Annotated in this window: 20 protein-coding genes; 19 read left to right on the forward strand and 1 reads right to left on the reverse strand. The window is 56.4% G+C overall.

Features of this window, described 5'->3' with window-relative positions; all coding sequences use genetic code 11:
• Positions 1-1,521: a chromosomal replication initiator protein DnaA gene (dnaA, locus tag KGB18_RS00555; protein ID WP_123720100.1), complete on the reverse strand. Its 1,521-nt coding sequence runs from the start codon at positions 1,519-1,521 to the stop codon at positions 1-3.
• A gap of 567 nt (positions 1,522-2,088) precedes the next feature.
• On the opposite strand from dnaA, the gene rpmH reads away from it, so the two are divergent.
• The 19 genes from rpmH (at position 2,089) to glmU (ending at position 19,553) form a co-directional block, all read left to right on the forward strand.
• Positions 2,089-2,223 carry a 50S ribosomal protein L34 gene (gene rpmH / locus KGB18_RS00560; RefSeq protein WP_003213577.1) on the forward strand — a complete coding sequence of 45 codons (135 nt, stop codon included), beginning with the start codon at positions 2,089-2,091 and terminating at the stop codon, positions 2,221-2,223.
• 16 nt (positions 2,224-2,239) lie between these two features.
• Positions 2,240-2,641: a ribonuclease P protein component gene (gene rnpA / locus KGB18_RS00565; protein WP_038983561.1), complete on the forward strand. Its 402-nt coding sequence runs from the start codon at positions 2,240-2,242 to the stop codon at positions 2,639-2,641.
• A complete protein-coding gene (gene yidD / locus KGB18_RS00570) occupies positions 2,634-2,879 on the forward strand; it encodes a membrane protein insertion efficiency factor YidD (protein WP_052966011.1) in 246 nt (81 codons plus the stop codon). The genes rnpA and yidD overlap by 8 nt, the downstream gene beginning before the upstream one ends.
• 2 nt (positions 2,880-2,881) lie before the next feature.
• The gene (gene yidC, locus KGB18_RS00575; protein WP_052966012.1) at positions 2,882-4,570 is read left to right on the forward strand and encodes a membrane protein insertase YidC; all 1,689 of its coding nucleotides are present in this window, start codon (positions 2,882-2,884) and stop codon (positions 4,568-4,570) included.
• A 79-nt stretch (positions 4,571-4,649) separates the two neighbouring features.
• Positions 4,650-6,020: a tRNA uridine-5-carboxymethylaminomethyl(34) synthesis GTPase MnmE gene (gene mnmE / locus KGB18_RS00580; protein ID WP_008073644.1), complete on the forward strand. Its 1,371-nt coding sequence runs from the start codon at positions 4,650-4,652 to the stop codon at positions 6,018-6,020.
• A gap of 551 nt (positions 6,021-6,571) precedes the next feature.
• Complete coding sequence (gene mnmG / locus KGB18_RS00585; RefSeq protein WP_008007892.1) at positions 6,572-8,464, forward strand: tRNA uridine-5-carboxymethylaminomethyl(34) synthesis enzyme MnmG; 1,893 nt, start codon at positions 6,572-6,574, stop codon at positions 8,462-8,464.
• A complete protein-coding gene (gene rsmG / locus KGB18_RS00590) occupies positions 8,461-9,105 on the forward strand; it encodes a 16S rRNA (guanine(527)-N(7))-methyltransferase RsmG (RefSeq protein WP_123720101.1) in 645 nt (214 codons plus the stop codon). Before mnmG ends, rsmG begins: the two co-directional genes overlap by 4 nt.
• 18 nt (positions 9,106-9,123) lie before the next feature.
• Positions 9,124-9,921, forward strand: coding sequence for a ParA family protein (locus KGB18_RS00595; RefSeq protein ID WP_007934331.1), 798 nt, complete (start codon positions 9,124-9,126; stop codon positions 9,919-9,921).
• A 9-nt stretch (positions 9,922-9,930) separates the two neighbouring features.
• Entirely contained in the window at positions 9,931-10,803 is an 873-nt protein-coding gene (locus KGB18_RS00600; protein ID WP_008007888.1) for a ParB/RepB/Spo0J family partition protein, read from the forward strand.
• Between the two features lie 148 nt (positions 10,804-10,951).
• Positions 10,952-11,359, forward strand: coding sequence for a F0F1 ATP synthase subunit I (locus KGB18_RS00605; RefSeq protein WP_223569239.1), 408 nt, complete (start codon positions 10,952-10,954; stop codon positions 11,357-11,359).
• A gap of 16 nt (positions 11,360-11,375) precedes the next feature.
• Positions 11,376-12,245 carry a F0F1 ATP synthase subunit A gene (gene atpB / locus KGB18_RS00610; protein ID WP_052966015.1) on the forward strand — a complete coding sequence of 290 codons (870 nt, stop codon included), beginning with the start codon at positions 11,376-11,378 and terminating at the stop codon, positions 12,243-12,245.
• Positions 12,246-12,378: 133 nt separating this feature from the next.
• Complete coding sequence (gene atpE / locus KGB18_RS00615; RefSeq protein ID WP_002555987.1) at positions 12,379-12,636, forward strand: F0F1 ATP synthase subunit C; 258 nt, start codon at positions 12,379-12,381, stop codon at positions 12,634-12,636.
• A gap of 56 nt (positions 12,637-12,692) precedes the next feature.
• Positions 12,693-13,163: a F0F1 ATP synthase subunit B gene (locus KGB18_RS00620; RefSeq protein WP_007903028.1), complete on the forward strand. Its 471-nt coding sequence runs from the start codon at positions 12,693-12,695 to the stop codon at positions 13,161-13,163.
• Between the two features lie 12 nt (positions 13,164-13,175).
• Positions 13,176-13,712: a F0F1 ATP synthase subunit delta gene (locus KGB18_RS00625; protein ID WP_007903030.1), complete on the forward strand. Its 537-nt coding sequence runs from the start codon at positions 13,176-13,178 to the stop codon at positions 13,710-13,712.
• 21 nt (positions 13,713-13,733) lie between these two features.
• Entirely contained in the window at positions 13,734-15,278 is a 1,545-nt protein-coding gene (gene atpA, locus KGB18_RS00630; RefSeq protein WP_007903032.1) for a F0F1 ATP synthase subunit alpha, read from the forward strand.
• 50 nt (positions 15,279-15,328) lie between these two features.
• Positions 15,329-16,189 (forward strand): F0F1 ATP synthase subunit gamma, encoded by an 861-nt coding sequence (gene atpG, locus KGB18_RS00635; protein ID WP_007903034.1) that lies wholly within the window; start codon positions 15,329-15,331, stop codon positions 16,187-16,189.
• A gap of 27 nt (positions 16,190-16,216) precedes the next feature.
• Positions 16,217-17,596, forward strand: a complete 1,380-nt coding sequence (atpD, locus tag KGB18_RS00640; protein WP_008007883.1) for a F0F1 ATP synthase subunit beta — start codon at positions 16,217-16,219, stop codon at positions 17,594-17,596.
• Positions 17,597-17,641: 45 nt separating this feature from the next.
• A complete protein-coding gene (locus KGB18_RS00645; protein WP_010465460.1) occupies positions 17,642-18,067 on the forward strand; it encodes a F0F1 ATP synthase subunit epsilon in 426 nt (141 codons plus the stop codon).
• A 118-nt stretch (positions 18,068-18,185) separates the two neighbouring features.
• On the forward strand, positions 18,186-19,553 hold the full coding sequence (glmU, locus tag KGB18_RS00650; protein ID WP_123720102.1) for a bifunctional UDP-N-acetylglucosamine diphosphorylase/glucosamine-1-phosphate N-acetyltransferase GlmU: 1,368 nt from the start codon (positions 18,186-18,188) through the stop codon (positions 19,551-19,553).
• The last annotated feature ends 45 nt before the right edge of the window (positions 19,554-19,598 follow it).

A 19,598-nucleotide genomic window follows, 5' to 3' on the forward strand; every position in this document is an offset into this window, starting at 1 on the left:
TCAAGTAGTCAGTGTACGCAGCAGGTTCTTATAGTCCTCGCGGATGTCCGCGTCGGATTCCTTAAGCTCGTTGATCTTGCGGCAGGCGTGCAAAACAGTCGTGTGGTCGCGGCCGCCAAACACATCGCCAATTTCCGGCAGGCTGTGGTTGGTCAGTTCCTTGGACAACGCCATGGCGACCTGACGCGGACGTGCTACCGAGCGTGAACGACGCTTGGACAGCAAGTCGGAGATCTTGATCTTGTAATACTCGGCGACGGTGCGCTGAATGTTATCCACAGACACCAGTTTGTCTTGCAGCGCCAACAAGTCTTTCAGGGATTCGCGAATCAGCTCGATGGTGATATCGCGGCCCATGAAGTGCGAGTGGGCGATCACGCGTTTGAGCGCGCCTTCCAGCTCACGGACGTTGGAGCGAATACGCTGGGCAATGAAGAACGCTGCGTCGTGTGGCAGATCGACTTTGGCCTGGTCGGCCTTTTTCATCAGGATCGCCACGCGGGTTTCCAGCTCCGGCGGCTCGACGGCAACCGTCAGGCCCCAGCCGAAACGTGACTTCAGGCGTTCTTCAAGGCCTTCGATTTCTTTCGGATAGCGGTCACTGGTAAGAATGACCTGCTGTCCACCTTCAAGCAGGGCGTTGAAGGTGTGGAAAAATTCTTCCTGAGAGCGTTCCTTGCGGGCGAAGAACTGAATGTCATCGATCAGCAACGCATCCACCGAGCGGTAGAAGCGCTTGAACTCGTTGATCGCATTCAGCTGCAAGGCCTTGACCATGTCCGCAACGAAACGCTCGGAATGCAGGTACACAACCTTGGCATTCGGATTCTTCTTTAATAGGTGGTTACCCACAGCGTGCATCAAGTGGGTTTTACCCAAGCCGACACCGCCATAAAGGAAGAGCGGGTTGTAGCCGTGCTTGGGGTTGTCCGCCACCTGCCAGGCCGCAGCCCGGGCCAGTTGGTTGGACTTGCCTTCGACGAAGTTCTCGAAGGTAAAGGTGCGGTTCAGGTAGCTGGTGTGCTTGAGCGCGCCTTCGACCTGCACCGTACGCTGTTCGGCGCGAACCGGGGCCTGTTGCGAACTGGCGCCGGCCATTGGATCGAAACTGTCGCGGGACGGCTCTTCACTGACCTCTGCTACTTTTTGGGTAGCACGCTTGGTCAAGGCAGCTACCGGGGCTGGCGCCGGAGCGCTGACAGGCGCTTGAGCAGCCTGAGCCTGGGACGCCGCAGCGGCCAACGGAGCATTGGGTGCCGCACGCGGTGCCGAACTGCGTTTGCTGCCTATTAATAAGGAAAGCGCCGGCGCCAGGCCATTGCCATGCTCATCCAGCAGTTCAAGGACGCGGCCCAGGTACTTTTCGTTGACCCAGTCGAGAACAAAACGATTCGGCGCGTAGACACGCAGCTCGTCGCCTTCGGCTTCGACCTGTAGTGGACGGATCCAAGTGTTGAATTGTTGGGCAGGCAGCTCATCGCGCAAAAGCTCTACGCACTGCTGCCAAAGTTCCACTGACACGGATATCCCCTAAGTTGAAAGCCGGTGAGGCAAAAACAAGCGGTCATTGTAGCGACCAGACGTCCACTTATCCACATGCAGGTTGCGCACAGGGCATGATTTATCAATGCGTTAACCCTTGAAAAGAAGACCAACGGTATGTGCATAAGCTCTGTGGATAACCGCCCATGAGGGCACTGGACAAGTGGGGGCGAAACTCGGTGGATAACCTGCCTGTGGATAACTAGCCTTTCCACACACAGCTTATCCGACAGCGCAGCACAGGCTGACCACCGTTTTCCACCGTAGTTGTCATTCTCTGTACATCACGGTTTAGAAGGGCTAAAGGTAGTTATCCACAGATGAACGTGGCCCTAGCTTTTATAAGCTTTACAGAAAAGCTTTAAATAATTCCCTTCTTTATTTCTATATCTAGCGAACGACCTTCGGCGAGCAAATCGTCTGGAGATCTATTTATAAGGAAACGCTGGTTGGAAATTGACCTAGAGGCTTGCTTTCTCTAGAATCCCCGGTCTCTTAAAACGGGGGCCATTCCGGCCCGTTGTGGACGAACCAGGTAACACGACAATGAAACGTACTTTCCAACCAAGCACTATCAAACGCGCTCGTACCCACGGTTTCCGTGCTCGCATGGCTACCAAAAACGGTCGTGCCGTCCTGTCGCGTCGTCGCGCCAAAGGTCGTGCGCGTCTGGCAGTTTGATAATCCGGCACTGGAGGTGAGTCAGGACTTCAGTCGGGAAAAGCGTCTGCTTACTCCCCGGCATTTCAAGGCAGTCTTTGACTCCCCTACCGGCAAGGTTCCGGGGAAAAATCTCCTGCTCCTTGCGCGCAACAACGACCTTGATCACCCCCGTCTCGGGCTGGTTATCGGGAAAAAGAGCGTAAAGCTCTCCGTCGAGCGCAATCGCCTCAAACGTCTGATGCGCGAATCGTTTCGCCTGAACCAGGATTTACTGGTCGGTTGGGACATTGTTATCGTCGCGCGCAAAGGTTTGGGTGACGTAGAAAGCCCCGAATTGATTCAGCATTTCGACAAACTCTGGAAACGTCTGGCGCGCAGCAAGCCGGTACCAGCAGTCAAAACCGAAACTGTAGGGGTAGACAGTCCCGATGCGTAAACTGGCACTCGTTCCGATCCAGTTTTATCGCTATGCCATCAGTCCCCTGATGGCCAGTCACTGTCGTTTCTACCCCAGTTGTTCCTGCTACGCGTATGAAGCCATAGAAAATCATGGCCTTCTGCGCGGTGGCTGGCTGACCTTTCGTCGTTTAGGTCGCTGTCATCCGTGGAATCCCGGTGGTTATGACCCGGTTCCATCTATCCCTACCTCCCGTTCTTCTTCGATGGCCGAGTAATCATGGATATCAAACGCACGATCCTGATCGTCGCCCTGGCAATCGTGTCCTACGTTATGGTCCTTAAATGGAACCAGGACTATGGCCAGGCTGCCCTGCCGACTCAGAATGTTGCTTCCAGTACTACCGCACCGGGCCTACCGGATACGGCGACTGGCAATAATGCTTCTGTCAGTGACGACATTCCACGCGCCGCAAGCGATACCAGTGCAACTGCACCTGCTGAAACACCAGTAGCTGCAAGCAAAGACCTCATCCAGATCAAAACGGATGTGCTCAACCTGGCAATCGATCCACAAGGTGGCGATGTTGCCCAGTTGACGTTGCCGCTGTATCCACGTCGCCAGGACCATCCGGAAATTCCATTCCAGCTGTTTGATAACGGCAACGAGCGGACTTATCTGGCTCAGAGTGGCCTGATCGGCACCAACGGTCCGGACGCAAGTCCTGCCGGTCGTCCGGTTTACTCCTCCGAGAAGAAGATTTATCAACTGGCTGACGGTCAAGACCAATTGGTCGCGGACCTGAAGTTCAGCAAGGACGGCGTCAACTACATCAAGCGTTTCACACTGAAACGTGGCCTGTATGACGTAACCGTTTCCTACCTGATCGACAACCAGAGCGCTCAGCCCTGGTCCGGTGCAATGTTCGCGCAACTGAAGCGTGACGCCAGCTCCGATCCTTCTTCCAGCACCGCCACCGGCACCGCGACTTACCTGGGCGCCGCCCTGTGGACAAGTAACGAGCCGTACAAGAAAGTGTCGATGAGCGACATGGACAAGGCTCAGCTGAAAGAAACCGTCACCGGTGGTTGGGTTGCCTGGTTGCAACACTACTTCGTGACTGCGTGGATTCCGGTCAAGGGCGAAAACAACACCGTCCAGACCCGTAAAGACAGCAAAGGCAACTACATCATCGGCTACACCGCCCCGGCAATGACTGTTGCGCCAGGTGCGAAAGCTGAAACCAGCGCCGTTCTGTACGCAGGCCCGAAAAGCCAGGCTGTGCTGAAAGAGTTGTCCCCAGGTCTGGAATTGACCGTCGACTACGGCATTCTGTGGTTCATTGCCCAGCCAATCTTCTGGTTGCTGCAACATATCCACGCACTGGTCGGTAACTGGGGCTGGTCGATCATCTTCCTGACCATGCTGATCAAGGGGATTTTCTTCCCGCTGTCGGCTGCCAGCTACAAATCCATGGCGCGCATGCGTGCAGTGGCACCGAAACTGGCCGCGCTGAAAGAGCAACATGGCGACGACCGGCAGAAAATGTCGCAAGCCATGATGGAGCTGTACAAGAAAGAGAAGATCAATCCACTGGGTGGCTGCTTGCCAATCCTGGTGCAGATGCCGGTTTTCCTTTCGCTGTACTGGGTTCTGCTGGAAAGCGTGGAAATGCGCCAGGCGCCGTTCATGCTGTGGATTACTGACCTGTCGATCAAGGATCCGTTCTTCATTCTGCCGATCATCATGGGCGTAACCATGTTCATCCAGCAGCAGTTGAACCCGACTCCTCCGGATCCGATGCAGGCGAAGGTCATGAAAATGATGCCAATCATCTTCACCTTCTTCTTCTTGTGGTTCCCTGCAGGTCTGGTTCTGTACTGGGTTGTGAACAACGTGTTGTCCATCGCCCAACAGTGGTACATCACGCGTAAGATCGAAGCGGCTACCAAAAAAGCCGAGGCGTAACTTACTCTGTGGATAACCACTCAAAACGCCCCCTAGTGGGGCGTTTTGCTATCTGTCACTTTTGTCTGGATACCGGTTTATGAGCGTTCCTCGTGAAACCATCGCTGCCGTCGCCACCGCTCAAGGTCGCGGCGGTGTGGGAATCGTCCGTATTTCCGGGCCGCTGGCGAGTCTGGCGGCCAAAGCCATCAGCGGTCGCGAACTGAAACCGCGGTTTGCCCATTACGGCCCGTTCCTCAGTGCAAACGAAGAGGTGCTGGACGAAGGCATCGCGCTATATTTCCCGGGACCGAACTCGTTCACCGGCGAAGATGTGCTTGAACTGCAGGGCCACGGCGGGCCGATCGTCCTGGATATGCTGCTCAAGCGTTGCCTGGAACTGGGCTGTCGTCTGGCCCGGCCGGGTGAATTCAGCGAGCGTGCCTTCCTCAACGACAAGCTTGATCTGGCTCAGGCCGAAGCCATTGCCGACTTGATCGAGGCAAGTTCTGCACAGGCGGCACGAAATGCCCTGCGTTCGTTGCAGGGGGCGTTTTCCCAGCGTGTGCATAACCTCACCGAGCAATTGATAGGCCTGCGTATTTACGTCGAAGCAGCCATCGACTTCCCCGAAGAAGAAATCGACTTCCTCGCCGATGGCCATGTCCTGAGCATGCTCGACAAAGTGCGCGATGAATTATCCACAGTGCTGCGTGAAGCCGGGCAAGGGGCCTTGCTCCGCGACGGCATGACCGTGGTAATCGCCGGCCGGCCGAATGCCGGCAAGTCCAGCCTTCTGAATGCCTTGGCTGGACGTGAAGCTGCGATCGTGACCGAGATTGCCGGCACTACCCGAGACATTCTTCGCGAACATATCCACATCGATGGCATGCCGTTGCACGTGGTCGACACTGCCGGCCTGCGAGATACCGATGATCAGGTGGAGAAAATTGGCGTCGAACGGGCATTGAAAGCCATTGGCGAGGCAGATCGGGTATTGCTGGTGGTTGATGCCACAGCTCCCGAGGCCCTTGATCCATTTGCCTTGTGGCCTGAATTCCTCGAAACCCGTCCGGATCCGGCAAAAGTTACGCTGATTCGTAACAAGGCTGACCTGACGGGCGAAGCGATTGCCCTGGAAGTCAGCAACGATGGCCACGTTACTATCAGCCTCAGCGCAAGGTCTGCCGGGGAAGGCCTGGAATTGCTGCGTGAGCACCTCAAGGCCTGCATGGGTTACGAGCAGACCTCCGAAAGCAGCTTCAGTGCTCGCAGGCGTCACCTGGAGGCACTGCGTCATGCGAGTGCATCCCTAGAGCATGGCCGTGCGCAGCTGACGTTAGCGGGTGCTGGTGAACTGCTGGCCGAAGATTTGCGGCAGGCGCAGCAGTCTTTGGGCGAAATCACCGGCGCATTCAGCTCCGATGATCTGCTGGGAAGGATCTTTTCTAGCTTCTGCATCGGTAAATAGTCCCTTCTGCAATTCACAGACAGGCCATTCAGGCCTGTCTGTTCTCTCCTTTTCTGAATTTTTTCCCCAGTGCCGAGCAGATTCTTCGCTTGAGCGGATTTCCCTTGCCCGGGATTTGCTCATTCGGGGGCTTTTCTGTGGATTAAGCCCTGTGAATAAGTGCCGCTAAGGGCAGTTGATAACAAGGCCTCAAAACTGAAGATAACCACCTCTGTGGATAACAACCCCTTTCATCCACAGGCTTACACCGGTTATCCAAGGGCCTCCTTGGTACATGACCACAGGGTTTTGAATCTCTGTACATATTGAAAATAAAGGGCTGTATCAATCTATCCACAGAAAGGTGGCTCAGTAGAAATAAACATAAAAACAAAGATTTAATAAATTTCTCTCTTTTTAATTTCTATAACCTCGACTTCTCCACAGCTGGTTAAATTTTGTGCAAAGGGTTCTTTAGGAAGGGCGAAGTCCCTATACTTGCCGACCAGGTCCAAAAACCTGAGCTCAAACTATTTCCGGATTACCTGACTGAAGCAGGCACGAGGTGCGTGGTGGATTTCCCTTCCCGTTTTGAAGTGATCGTCATCGGCGGCGGTCATGCCGGTACCGAGGCAGCACTGGCGTCAGCACGTATGGGGGCAAAAACCCTATTGCTGACGCATAACGTGGAAACCCTCGGTGCCATGAGTTGCAACCCGGCCATTGGCGGGATCGGCAAAAGCCATTTGGTTAAAGAAATCGATGCCCTGGGCGGCGCGATGGCCATGGCTACCGATAAAGGCGGTATTCAGTTTCGCGTATTGAACAGCCGCAAAGGCCCAGCCGTGCGTGCAACCCGCGCTCAGGCAGATCGGGTTCTGTACAAGGCCGCTGTTCGCGAAGCTTTGGAAAACCAGCCGAACCTGTGGATATTTCAACAGGCTGCTGACGACCTGATCGTCGAGCAGGAACAAGTGCGCGGTGTTGTCACCCAAATGGGCCTGCGTTTCTTCGCAGATTCCGTGGTGTTGACCACTGGCACCTTCCTCGGTGGACTTATCCACATCGGCATGCAGAATTATTCCGGCGGGCGCGCCGGTGATCCGCCGTCGATTGCGCTAGCTCATCGTCTGCGTGAACTGCCATTGCGTGTCGGTCGCCTGAAAACCGGTACACCGCCGCGTATCGACGGTCGCACTGTGGATTTCTCGGTGATGACCGAGCAGGCAGGGGATACGCCGATTCCGGTGATGTCGTTCATGGGCTCCAAAGAGCAGCATCCGAAACAGGTCAGCTGCTGGATTACCCACACCAACGCCCGTACCCACGAAATCATTGCTTCGAACCTTGATCGTTCGCCGATGTATTCCGGTGTGATCGAAGGTATCGGCCCACGTTATTGCCCATCGATCGAAGACAAGATCCACCGCTTTGCCGACAAGGAAAGCCACCAGGTCTTCATCGAGCCGGAAGGTCTGACCACTCACGAGCTGTACCCGAACGGGATATCCACTTCCCTGCCGTTCGACGTGCAACTGCAGATCGTGCAATCGATCCGCGGCATGGAAAACGCGCACATTGTTCGCCCTGGCTACGCCATCGAGTACGACTACTTCGACCCGCGTGACCTGAAATACAGCCTGGAAACCAAAGTGATCGGTGGTTTGTTCTTCGCCGGGCAAATCAACGGCACCACCGGTTACGAAGAAGCCGGCGCCCAAGGTTTGCTGGCCGGAGCCAACGCCGCACTGCGTGCTCAGGGCAAAGATGCCTGGTGCCCGCGTCGCGACGAGGCGTACATCGGCGTTTTGGTCGACGACCTGATTACCCTGGGTACCCAGGAACCGTATCGGATGTTCACGTCCCGCGCCGAATACCGTTTGATCCTGCGCGAAGACAACGCCGACCTGCGCTTGACCGAAAAAGGTCGCGAACTGGGTCTGGTGGATGACGTGCGTTGGGCGGCGTTCTGCAAGAAACGCGAAAGTATCGATCTGGAAGAGCAACGCCTGAAAAGTACCTGGGTTCGCCCGGGCACCGAGCAGGGCGATGCGATTTCCGAGAAATTCGGTACGCCACTGACCCACGAATACAATTTGCTTAACCTGCTGAGCCGTCCAGAAATCGACTACGCTGGTCTGATCGCTGTGACCGGTGGGGGCGCAGAAGATCCACAGGTCGCCGAACAGGTCGAAATCAAGACCAAATACGCTGGTTACATCGATCGTCAACAGGATGAAATCGCGCGTCTGCGGGCCAGCGAAGACACCAAACTGCCTGTGGATATCGATTACACGAACATCTCCGGTCTCTCGAAAGAGATCCAGAGCAAGCTCGGCGCGACCCGTCCAGAGACCCTGGGCCAGGCGTCGCGTATTCCGGGCGTGACCCCGGCAGCGATTTCGCTGTTGATGATTCATTTGAAAAAACGCGGCGCGGGCCGTCAGTTGGAGCAAAGCGCTTGAGTTCGTTGGTCACCTCGCAACACGCCGAAGAGTTATCCACAGGTGCTCGCCAGCTCGGTGTCAACCTGACGGAAGCCCAGCATGCACAGCTGCTGGGTTATCTGGCCCTGTTGATAAAATGGAACAAGGCCTACAACCTCACAGCAGTGCGCGATCCGGACGAAATGGTTTCACGGCATTTGCTCGATAGCCTGAGCGTCATGTCCTTCATCGAAAACGGCCGTTGGCTGGATGTGGGCAGTGGCGGCGGCATGCCAGGGATTCCCTTGGCGATCCTGTTTCCCGAGTCGCAAGTGACCTGCCTGGACAGCAACGGCAAGAAAACCCGCTTCCTGACCCAGGTCAAACTCGAACTCAAACTGGATAACCTGCAAGTTATCCACAGTCGCGTCGAAGCCTTCCAGCCTGAACGGCCATTCAACGGGATCATTTCCCGCGCGTTCAGCAGCATGGAGAACTTCAGCAACTGGACTCGCCATTTGGGCGACGCCGAAACACGTTGGCTGGCAATGAAGGGCGTTCATCCCGCCGATGAGCTGGTAGCATTGCCCGCAGACTTCCACCTCGATAGCGAACACGCCCTGGCCGTACCCGGTTGCCAAGGCCAACGCCATCTGCTGATACTGCGCCGCACGGCATGATTGGGAACACAAGCAAGAATGGCTAAGGTATTCGCGATAGCGAACCAAAAGGGTGGTGTGGGCAAGACCACCACCTGCATCAACCTCGCAGCTTCCCTGGTCGCTACCAAGCGTCGGGTGCTGTTGATCGATCTCGATCCACAGGGCAACGCCACCATGGGTAGCGGTGTGGATAAACATGGCCTGGAAAACTCGGTCTACGACCTGCTGATCGGTGAATGCGATCTGGCCCAGGCCATGCACTATTCCGAGCACGGCGGTTATCAATTGCTGCCGGCCAACCGCGACCTGACCGCGGCCGAAGTCGTTCTGCTGGAAATGCAGATGAAGGAAAGTCGTCTGCGCAGTGCGTTGGCGCCGATCCGTGAAAACTACGATTACATTTTGATCGACTGCCCGCCGTCGCTGTCGATGTTGACGCTCAACGCGCTGGTTGCCGCCGACGGGGTGATTATCCCCATGCAGTGCGAGTACTTCGCGCTCGAAGGGCTGAGCGACCTTGTGGATAACATCAAGCGCATCGCTGAATTGCTGAACCCGAACCTGAAAGTCGAAGGCCTGTTGCGGACCATGTACGACCCGCGCCTGAGCCTGATGAACGACGTATCGGCGCAGCTCAAGGAACACTTCGGCGATCAGCTCTACGACACTGTGATTCCACGCAACATCCGCCTGGCCGAAGCGCCAAGCTATGGCATGCCGGCGCTGGCGTACGACAAATCATCGCGGGGCGCGATTGCCTATCTGGCATTGGCTGGCGAGATGGTTCGCCGTCAGCGCAAAAACTCACGCACCGCCGCTGCTCAGGCAACTTAAGGAATCCCCATGGCCGTCAAGAAACGAGGTCTCGGACGTGGACTGGATGCACTGCTGAGTGGTCCGACTGTCAGCTCGCTGGAAGAGCAAGCGGTACAAGCCGATCAGCGTGAGCTGCAGCACCTGCCCCTGGACCTGATCCAGCGTGGCAAGTACCAGCCGCGTCGGGACATGGATCCTCAAGCGCTGGAGGAGCTGGCGCAGTCGATCAAGGCCCAGGGCGTGATGCAGCCGATCGTGGTTCGCCCGATCGGCAGCGGGCGCTTCGAAATCATCGCCGGCGAACGCCGCTGGCGCGCCAGCCAGCAGGCTGGCCAGGAAACCATCCCGGCGATGGTTCGCGATGTGCCGGATGAAACCGCCATCGCCATGGCGCTGATCGAGAACATCCAGCGCGAAGACCTCAATCCGATCGAAGAAGCAGTGGCCTTGCAGCGTTTGCAGCAGGAATTCCAGCTGACTCAGCAACAAGTGGCCGAGGCTGTGGGTAAGTCCCGCGTCACCGTCGCCAACCTGTTGCGTCTGATTGCGCTGCCGGAAGTCATCAAAACCATGCTGTCTCACGGCGACCTGGAAATGGGTCATGCCCGCGCCTTGCTCGGATTGCCGGAAAATCAACAAGTTGAAGGGGCGCGACACGTTGTCGCACGGGGGCTGACTGTGCGCCAGACTGAAGCACTGGTTCGCCAGTGGTTGAGTGGCAAACCGGAGCCTGTGGAACCTGCAAAACCGGACCCGGATATCGCCCGACTCGAGCAGCGTCTGGCCGAGCGCCTAGGCTCTGCGGTGCAGATCCGCCACGGAAAGAAGGGTAAGGGGCAGCTAGTGATCGGCTACAACTCTCTTGATGAGCTTCAAGGTGTGCTTGCACACATCCGCTGAAACAATTCCTCATGTAGCGTGAAGTCGGAAATCACTACCTGACAGTTGAATAGGGGCAGAACCGCCCCTATACTCTGCGCGCATTTTGTCGGCACAAATTATGCCAAGTTATTGAATTCTGGCAGCCGACCATTGGGGAGCAAAAGAGATGGAAAACCGCACGCCAGACCGCTTGCCGTTCCATCGCCTGGCAGTTTTTCCGGTGTTAATGGCTCAATTTGTCGTTTTGCTGATTGCCGCTTTGGCGCTCTGGCAATGGCATGGAGTCGTTGCCGGGTACTCAGGACTCTGCGGAGGCCTGATAGCCTTGCTTCCCAATATTTATTTCGCTCACAGGGCATTTCGGTTTTCCGGCGCCCGAGCAGCTCAAGCCATCGTCCGGTCTTTTTATGCCGGCGAGGCGGGCAAACTGATTTTGACGGCAGTGCTGTTTGCATTGACGTTTGCAGGTGTGAAGCCATTGACGCCGTTAGCAGTATTCGGCGTCTTCGTGCTGACCCAACTGGTTAGCTGGTTCGCTCCCCTGCTAATGAGAACAAGACTTTCGAGACCTTAGGGCGTTTGAGGCAACCATGGCAGAGACAACCGCTTCGGGCTATATCCAGCACCACTTGCAGAACCTGACCTTCGGTCAGCACCCAACTGGCGGGTGGGGTTTTGCCCACACCGCAGCAGAAGCCAAAGAAATGGGCTTCTGGGCTTTCCACGTCGATACTCTCGGCTGGTCGGTCGCGTTGGGTCTGATCTTCGTTCTTCTTTTCCGCATGGCGGCAAAGAAGGCGACTTCCGGTCAGCCTGGTGCTTTGCAGAACTTCGTTGAAGTATTGGTCGAATTCGTCGATGGCAGCGTGAAAGACAGCTTCCATGGCCGTAGCCCGGTGATTGCACCGCTGGCGCTGACCATCTTCGTCTGGGTCTTCCTGATGAACGCCGTCGACCTGATTCCGGTTGACTGGATTCCTCAAGTGGCCATGTTGATCTCCGGCGACGCGCACATCCCGTTCCGCGCCGTATCGACTACTGACCCGAACGCTACCCTGGGCATGGCCCTGTCGGTATTCGCGTTGATCATTTTCTACAGCATCAAGGTCAAGGGTATCGGCGGTTTCATCGGCGAACTGACCCTGCACCCGTTCGGCAGCAAGAACATCTTCGTTCAAGCCCTGCTGATTCCGGTGAACTTCCTGCTTGAGTTCGTGACCCTGATTGCCAAGCCGATCTCGTTGGCACTGCGTCTGTTCGGCAACATGTATGCCGGCGAACTGGTCTTCATTCTGATTGCTGTGATGTTCGGCAGCGGTCTGCTCTGGCTTAGCGGCCTGGGCGTAGTTCTGCAGTGGGCGTGGGCTGTGTTCCACATCCTGATCATCACCCTGCAGGCGTTTATCTTCATGATGCTGACCATCGTTTACCTGTCGATGGCGCACGAAGAGAACCATTAAGACCAGTCTCGACTAGTCTGATGTCCCACCCGGTAACACGGGTGGGTGCCCGAACAGGGCTATGAAACGATTTGTTTTACCGCTTTAAAATCTAAAAAACCTAAACCATACGACGTAAAAGTCGGGAGGAAAGATGGAAACTGTAGTTGGTCTAACCGCTATCGCTGTTGCACTGTTGATCGGCCTGGGCGCACTGGGTACCGCAATTGGTTTCGGCCTGTTGGGCGGCAAGTTCCTGGAAGGCGCCGCGCGTCAACCAGAAATGGTTCCAATGCTGCAAGTTAAAATGTTCATCGTTGCCGGTCTGCTCGACGCCGTAACCATGATCGGTGTTGGTATCGCTCTGTTCTTCACCTTCGCGAACCCATTCGTTGGTCAACTCGCTGGCTAATCACTCGAATCGTCGAGTGATTAGTGTGTTGTGCAACGAACGAGCGAGGTGTTGGCGTGAACATTAATGCAACCCTGATTGGCCAGTCCGTTGCGTTCTTAATTTTTGTACTTTTTTGCATGAAGTTCGTATGGCCTCCGGTCATCGCGGCTTTGCACGAACGTCAGAAGAAGATCGCGGATGGACTGGACGCTGCCGCCCGAGCAGCTCGCGACCTGGAGTTGGCCCAAGATAAAGCGGGTCAACAACTGCGCGAAGCGAAAGCTCAGGCAGCCGAAATCATTGAGCAAGCCAAGAAACGCGGTAACCAGATCGTTGAAGAGGCTGTTGAAAAAGCCCGTATCGACGCTGACCGTGTGAAGGTTCAGGCTCAGGCCGAGATCGAGCAGGAACTGAACAGTGTCAAAGACGCGCTGCGTGCCCAATTGGGTGCACTGGCTGTCGGCGGCGCCGAGAAGATCCTGGGTGCCACAATCGATCAAAACGCGCACGCGGAGCTGGTAAACAAACTGGCTGCTGAAATTTAAGCGAGGGCGATCATGGCAGAATTGACCACGTTGGCCCGACCTTACGCTAAGGCAGCCTTCGAGCACGCCCAGGCCCACCAGCAACTGGCCTCTTGGTCAGCCATGCTCGGCCTGGCTGCAGCAGTGTCGCAAGACGACACCATGCAGCGCGTGCTCAAGGCCCCGCGACTGACGAGCGCAAACAAGGCCGCCACGTTTATTGACGTGTGCGGCGACAAGTTTGATGCCAAGGCACAGAACTTCATTAACGTCGTTGCCGAAAACGACCGTCTCCCGCTTTTGCCGGAGATATCCGCTCTGTTCGACCTGTACAAGGCTGAACAAGAGAAGTCGGTAGACGTTGAAGTGACCAGTGCTTTTGCATTGAACCAAGAACAGCAAGACAAACTCGCCAAGGTTCTCAGTGCACGACTCAACCGGGAAGTGCGCCTGCAAGTCGAGGAAGACAAATCCCTGATTGGGGGCATTGTCATCCGCGCCGGCGACCTGGTTATCGATGGCTCGGTTCGCGGCAAACTCGCGAACCTTGCCGAAGCATTGAAATCTTGAGTTTGAAGGGGCAGCAGAGCAATGCAGCAACTCAATCCTTCCGAAATAAGTGAAATTATCAAGGGCCGCATCGACAAGCTCGATGTGACCTCCCAAGCCCGTAACGAAGGCACTGTCGTCAGCGTATCTGACGGTATCGTGCGGATTCACGGTCTGGCCGACGTTATGTACGGCGAGATGATCGAGTTTCCGGGCGGCGTCTTCGGTATGGCTCTCAACCTCGAGCAAGACTCTGTAGGTGCCGTTGTATTGGGCTCCTACCAGTCTCTGGCTGAAGGCATGAGCGCCAAGTGCACCGGCCGCATCCTCGAAGTTCCGGTTGGTAAGGAACTGCTGGGTCGCGTAGTCGACGCACTGGGTAACCCAGTTGACGGCAAAGGTCCGCTGAACAACACCGAGACCGATGCGGTCGAGAAAGTTGCTCCAGGCGTGATCTGGCGTAAGTCGGTAGACCAGCCTGTACAGACTGGCTACAAGGCTGTCGATGCCATGATCCCTGTCGGCCGTGGCCAGCGTGAGCTGATCATCGGTGACCGTCAGATCGGTAAAACCGCTCTGGCGATCGACGCGATCATCAACCAGAAAGACAGCGGCATTTTCTGCGTCTACGTAGCAATCGGTCAGAAGCAATCGACCATCGCCAACGTTGTTCGCAAGCTGGAAGAAAACGGCGCACTGGCTAACACCATCGTCGTGGCGGCGAGCGCTTCGGAATCTGCAGCACTGCAGTTCCTGGCTCCGTACTCCGGTTGCACCATGGGTGAATTCTTCCGCGACCGCGGTGAAGACGCGCTGATCGTTTATGACGATCTGTCCAAGCAAGCAGTGGCTTACCGCCAGATTTCCCTGCTGCTGCGCCGTCCACCAGGCCGTGAAGCTTACCCAGGCGACGTGTTCTATCTCCACTCCCGTCTGCTGGAGCGCGCATCCCGCGTTTCGGAAGAATACGTAGAGAAGTTCACCAACGGCGCAGTGACCGGCAAAACCGGTTCCCTGACCGCACTGCCGATCATCGAAACCCAGGCTGGCGACGTTTCCGCGTTCGTTCCGACCAACGTGATTTCCATCACCGACGGTCAGATCTTCCTGGAATCGGCCATGTTCAACTCCGGGATCCGTCCTGCTGTGAACGCCGGTGTTTCGGTATCCCGTGTGGGTGGTGCCGCTCAGACCAAGATCATCAAGAAGCTCTCCGGTGGTATCCGTACCGCTCTGGCTCAGTACCGTGAACTGGCGGCATTCGCCCAGTTCGCTTCTGACCTGGACGAAGCGACCCGTAAGCAACTTGAGCATGGTCAGCGCGTTACCGAGCTGATGAAGCAGAAGCAATACGCACCAATGTCGATCGCTGACATGGCGCTGTCGCTGTATGCCGCTGAGCGTGGGTTCCTGACTGACGTCGAAATCGCCAAGATCGGCAGCTTTGAACAAGCGCTGATTGCTTTCTTCAACCGCGATCACGCCGAATTGATGGCGAAGATCAACGTGAAGGGTGACTTCAATGACGAAATCGACGCTGGCATGAAAGCCGGTATCGAGAAGTTCAAGGCCACCCAAACCTGGTAAGCCGCAGCGGGAGCCGCAAGGCTCCCGCTTGCTAACCTGATAGGTGTTACATGGCAGGCGCAAAAGAGATTCGCAGTAAGATTGCGAGCATCAAAAGCACGCAAAAGATTACCAGCGCCATGGAAAAAGTGGCGGTCAGTAAAATGCGCAAGGCACAAATGCGCATGGCTGCTAGCCGTCCTTACGCGGAGCGCATCCGCCAGGTTATTGGCCATCTGGCCAACGCCAACCCGGAATATCGCCACCCATTCATGATCGACCGTGAAGTAAAGCGCGTCGGTTACGTTGTGGTGAGCAGTGACCGTGGTCTGTGTGGTGGCTTGAACACCAACCTGTTCAAGGCCCTGGTCAAGGACATGGCGGTAAACCGCGAAAACGGCGTCGAGATTGATCTGTGTGTAGTTGGTAGCAAGGGTGCGGCTTTCTTCCGCAACTTCGGCGGTAACGTCGTTGCAGCTATCAGCCACCTGGGTGAAGAGCCGTCGATCAATGATCTGATCGGCAGCGTCAAGGTGATGCTGGATGCTTACCTGGACGGCCGTATTGACCGCCTGTCCGTGGTGTCCAACAAGTTCATCAACACCATGACGCAATCGCCTACCGTGGAGCAGTTGATTCCACTGGTGGCAACCCCGGATCAAGAACTCAAGCACCACTGGGATTATCTGTACGAACCGGACGCCAAAGAGCTGCTTGACGGCTTGATGGTCCGTTACGTGGAGTCGCAGGTCTACCAGGCGGTGGTCGAGAACAACGCGGCTGAACAAGCTGCGCGGATGATCGCGATGAAGAACGCTACCGACAACGCCGGTGATTTGATCAGCGATTTGCAGCTGGTCTACAACAAGGCGCGTCAGGCTGCGATCACCCAAGAGATCTCGGAAATCGTCGGCGGCGCTGCCGCGGTTTAACGGTTCAAATATTCAGAGGATCCAGCTATGAGTAGCGGACGTATCGTTCAAATCATCGGCGCCGTTATCGACGTGGAATTTCCACGCGACAGCGTACCGAGCATCTACAACGCGCTGAAAGTAGTGAGCGCGGCCGAAACCACCCTGGAAGTTCAGCAGCAGCTGGGCGACGGTGTGGTTCGTACCATTGCGATGGGTTCCACCGAGGGCTTGAAGCGCGGTCTGGAAGTCAATGACTCTGGCGCAGCCATCTCCGTACCAGTCGGTAAAGCGACCCTGGGCCGGATCATGGACGTTCTGGGTAACCCGATCGACGAAGCTGGCCCGATCGACACCGAAGAGCGCTGGGGCATTCACCGTCCTGCGCCAACCTTCGCTGAACAAGCGGGCGGCAACGACCTGCTGGAAACCGGTATCAAGGTTATCGACCTGGTTTGCCCGTTCGCCAAGGGTGGTAAAGTCGGTCTGTTCGGTGGTGCCGGTGTAGGCAAAACCGTAAACATGATGGAACTGATCCGTAACATCGCCATCGAGCACAGCGGTTATTCCGTGTTCGCCGGTGTGGGTGAGCGTACTCGTGAGGGTAACGACTTCTACCACGAGATGAAGGATTCCAACGTTCTGGACAAAGTGGCACTGGTTTACGGTCAGATGAACGAGCCGCCGGGTAACCGTCTGCGCGTAGCACTGACCGGCCTGACCATGGCCGAGAAGTTCCGTGACGAAGGTAACGACGTTCTGCTGTTCGTCGACAACATCTATCGTTACACCCTGGCCGGTACTGAAGTATCCGCACTGCTGGGCCGTATGCCTTCTGCAGTAGGTTACCAGCCGACCCTGGCCGAAGAGATGGGTACTCTGCAAGAGCGTATCACTTCGACCAAAAACGGTTCGATCACCTCGATCCAGGCGGTATACGTACCGGCGGATGACTTGACTGACCCGTCGCCAGCGACCACCTTCGCCCACTTGGACGCCACCGTCGTTCTGTCCCGTGACATCGCTTCCCTGGGTATCTACCCAGCGGTCGATCCACTCGACTCGACTTCGCGCCAGCTGGACCCGAACGTAATCGGCCAGGACCACTACGACACCGCTCGCGGCGTACAGTATGTTCTGCAGCGTTACAAAGAACTGAAGGACATCATTGCGATCCTGGGTATGGACGAGCTGTCGGAAGCCGACAAGCAGTTGGTAAACCGTGCTCGTAAGATCCAGCGTTTCTTGTCGCAGCCGTTCTTCGTGGCTGAAGTCTTCACCGGTGCTTCGGGTAAATACGTTTCCCTGAAAGACACCATTGCTGGCTTCAAAGGCATCCTCAACGGTGACTACGACCACCTGCCAGAACAAGCGTTCTACATGGTCGGCGGCATCGAAGAAGCGATCGAGAAAGCCAAGAAACTGTAATCCCGGCGCCCGGCAACGGGCGCTAATTTAGGTTGAGGCAATCAGATGGCTATGACAGTCCATTGCGATATCGTCAGCGCGGAAGGGGAAATCTTTTCCGGCCTGGTCGAGATGGTGGTTGCGCACGGTGCACTGGGTGATCTTGGTATCGCCTTGGGTCACGCGCCGCTGATCACTAATCTCAAGCCGGGTCCTATCCGCTTGATCAAGCAGGGCGGGGAAGAGGAGGTGTATTACATCTCCGGCGGTTTCCTCGAGGTTCAGCCGAACATGGTCAAGGTTCTTGCCGACACCGTGCAACGTGCTGCCGACCTGGACGAAGCCTCCGCTCAGGAAGCCGTTAAGGCTGCCGAGAAGGCCTTGCATGAGCGAGGCGCGGAATTCGATTACGGTTCTGCTGCCGCACGTCTGGCCGAGGCTGCAGCTCAGCTGCGCACCGTCCAGCAGATCCGCAAGAAGTTCGGCCATTAATTCGGCCGTCGACTTATTGTGTGATTGATTAAAAAGGGTAGCCTCGGCTACCCTTTTTTCTTTTCCGACTTTCATCACCCGGTCGCAGCCGCTGACCTCCCAGGATTAGTAGCCTGTCATGTCTCTTGAAATCGTTATCCTCGCTGCCGGCCAAGGCACGCGCATGCGTTCGGCTTTGCCGAAAGTTCTGCACCCGGTTGCCGGTAATTCAATGCTTGGCCATGTTATCCACACGGCGCGGCAACTTGATCCGCAACGTATCCATGTGGTGATCGGCCATGGTGCCGAAGCGGTGCGCGAGCGTCTGGCGGCCGATGACCTGAATTTCGTCCTGCAGGATCAACAGCTGGGTACCGGACATGCGGTGGCCCAGGCTGTGCCGTTCATTAAGTCCGACACCGTGCTGATTCTGTACGGCGACGTACCGTTGATCGAAGTCGAAACCCTGCAACGCTTGCTCAAGCTGGCTGCACCGCAGCAACTGGGCCTGTTGACCGTTGAGCTGGATGACCCGACGGGTTACGGCCGTATCGTCCGCGATGCCGCCGGCAAAGTTACCGCCATCGTCGAGCATAAAGACACCAACGACGTCGAGCGTGCGATCACTGAGGGCAATACCGGCATTCTGGCGCTACCTTTCGAACGTCTGGGCGATTGGGTGAGTCGTCTCTCCAATAACAATTCCCAAGGCGAGTACTACCTGACCGACGTGATCGCCATGGCGGTCAGTGATGGTCTGGTGGTGGCTACCGAACACCCCCATGACACCATGGAAGTGCAGGGCGCCAACGATCGCAAGCAACTGGCTGAGCTTGAGCGTCACTATCAGCTGCGCGCTGCTCGTCGTTTGATGGCTCAGGGCGTGACCCTGCGCGACCCGGCACGTTTCGATGTGCGTGGTGAGGTCACCATCGGCCGCGATGTGCTGATCGACATCAACGTGATCCTCGAGGGCAAAGTGGTCATCGAGGACGATGTAGTGATCGGCCCGAACTGCGTGATCAAGGACAGCACCCTGCGCAAAGGCGTGGTGATCAAGGCCAACAGCCATATCGAAGGCGCGATACTCGGTGAAGGCAGCGATGCCGGCCCGTTTGCTCGTTTGCGTCCCGGCACGGTGCTGGAAGCTCGCGCGCATGTGGGTAACTTCGTAGAACTGAAGAACGCGCATATGGGCGAGGGCGCCAAGGCCGGTCATTTGACGTATTTGGGCGACGCCGAGATCGGTGCGCGTACCAACATCGGCGCAGGCACCATCACCTGTAACTACGATGGCGCGAACAAGTGGAAAACCGTGTTGGGCGAAGATGTGTTCATCGGTTCCAACAACTCGTTGGTGGCGCCTGTGGATATCTCCGCGGGTGCGACGACGGCGGCTGGTTCGACCATTACCCAGAATGTGGATAAGGCGCAGTTGGCTGTGGGTCGGGCTCGGCAGAAGAACATCGATGGCTGGAAACGGCCGGAGAAGATCAAGAAGAGCTGAGTTATCCACAGCAAGATCAAAAGATCGCAGCCTTCGGCAGCTCCT

This window comes from Pseudomonas sp. BF-R-26, from assembly GCF_019947395.1.
Lineage (GTDB): Bacteria > Pseudomonadota > Gammaproteobacteria > Pseudomonadales > Pseudomonadaceae > Aquipseudomonas > Aquipseudomonas farris.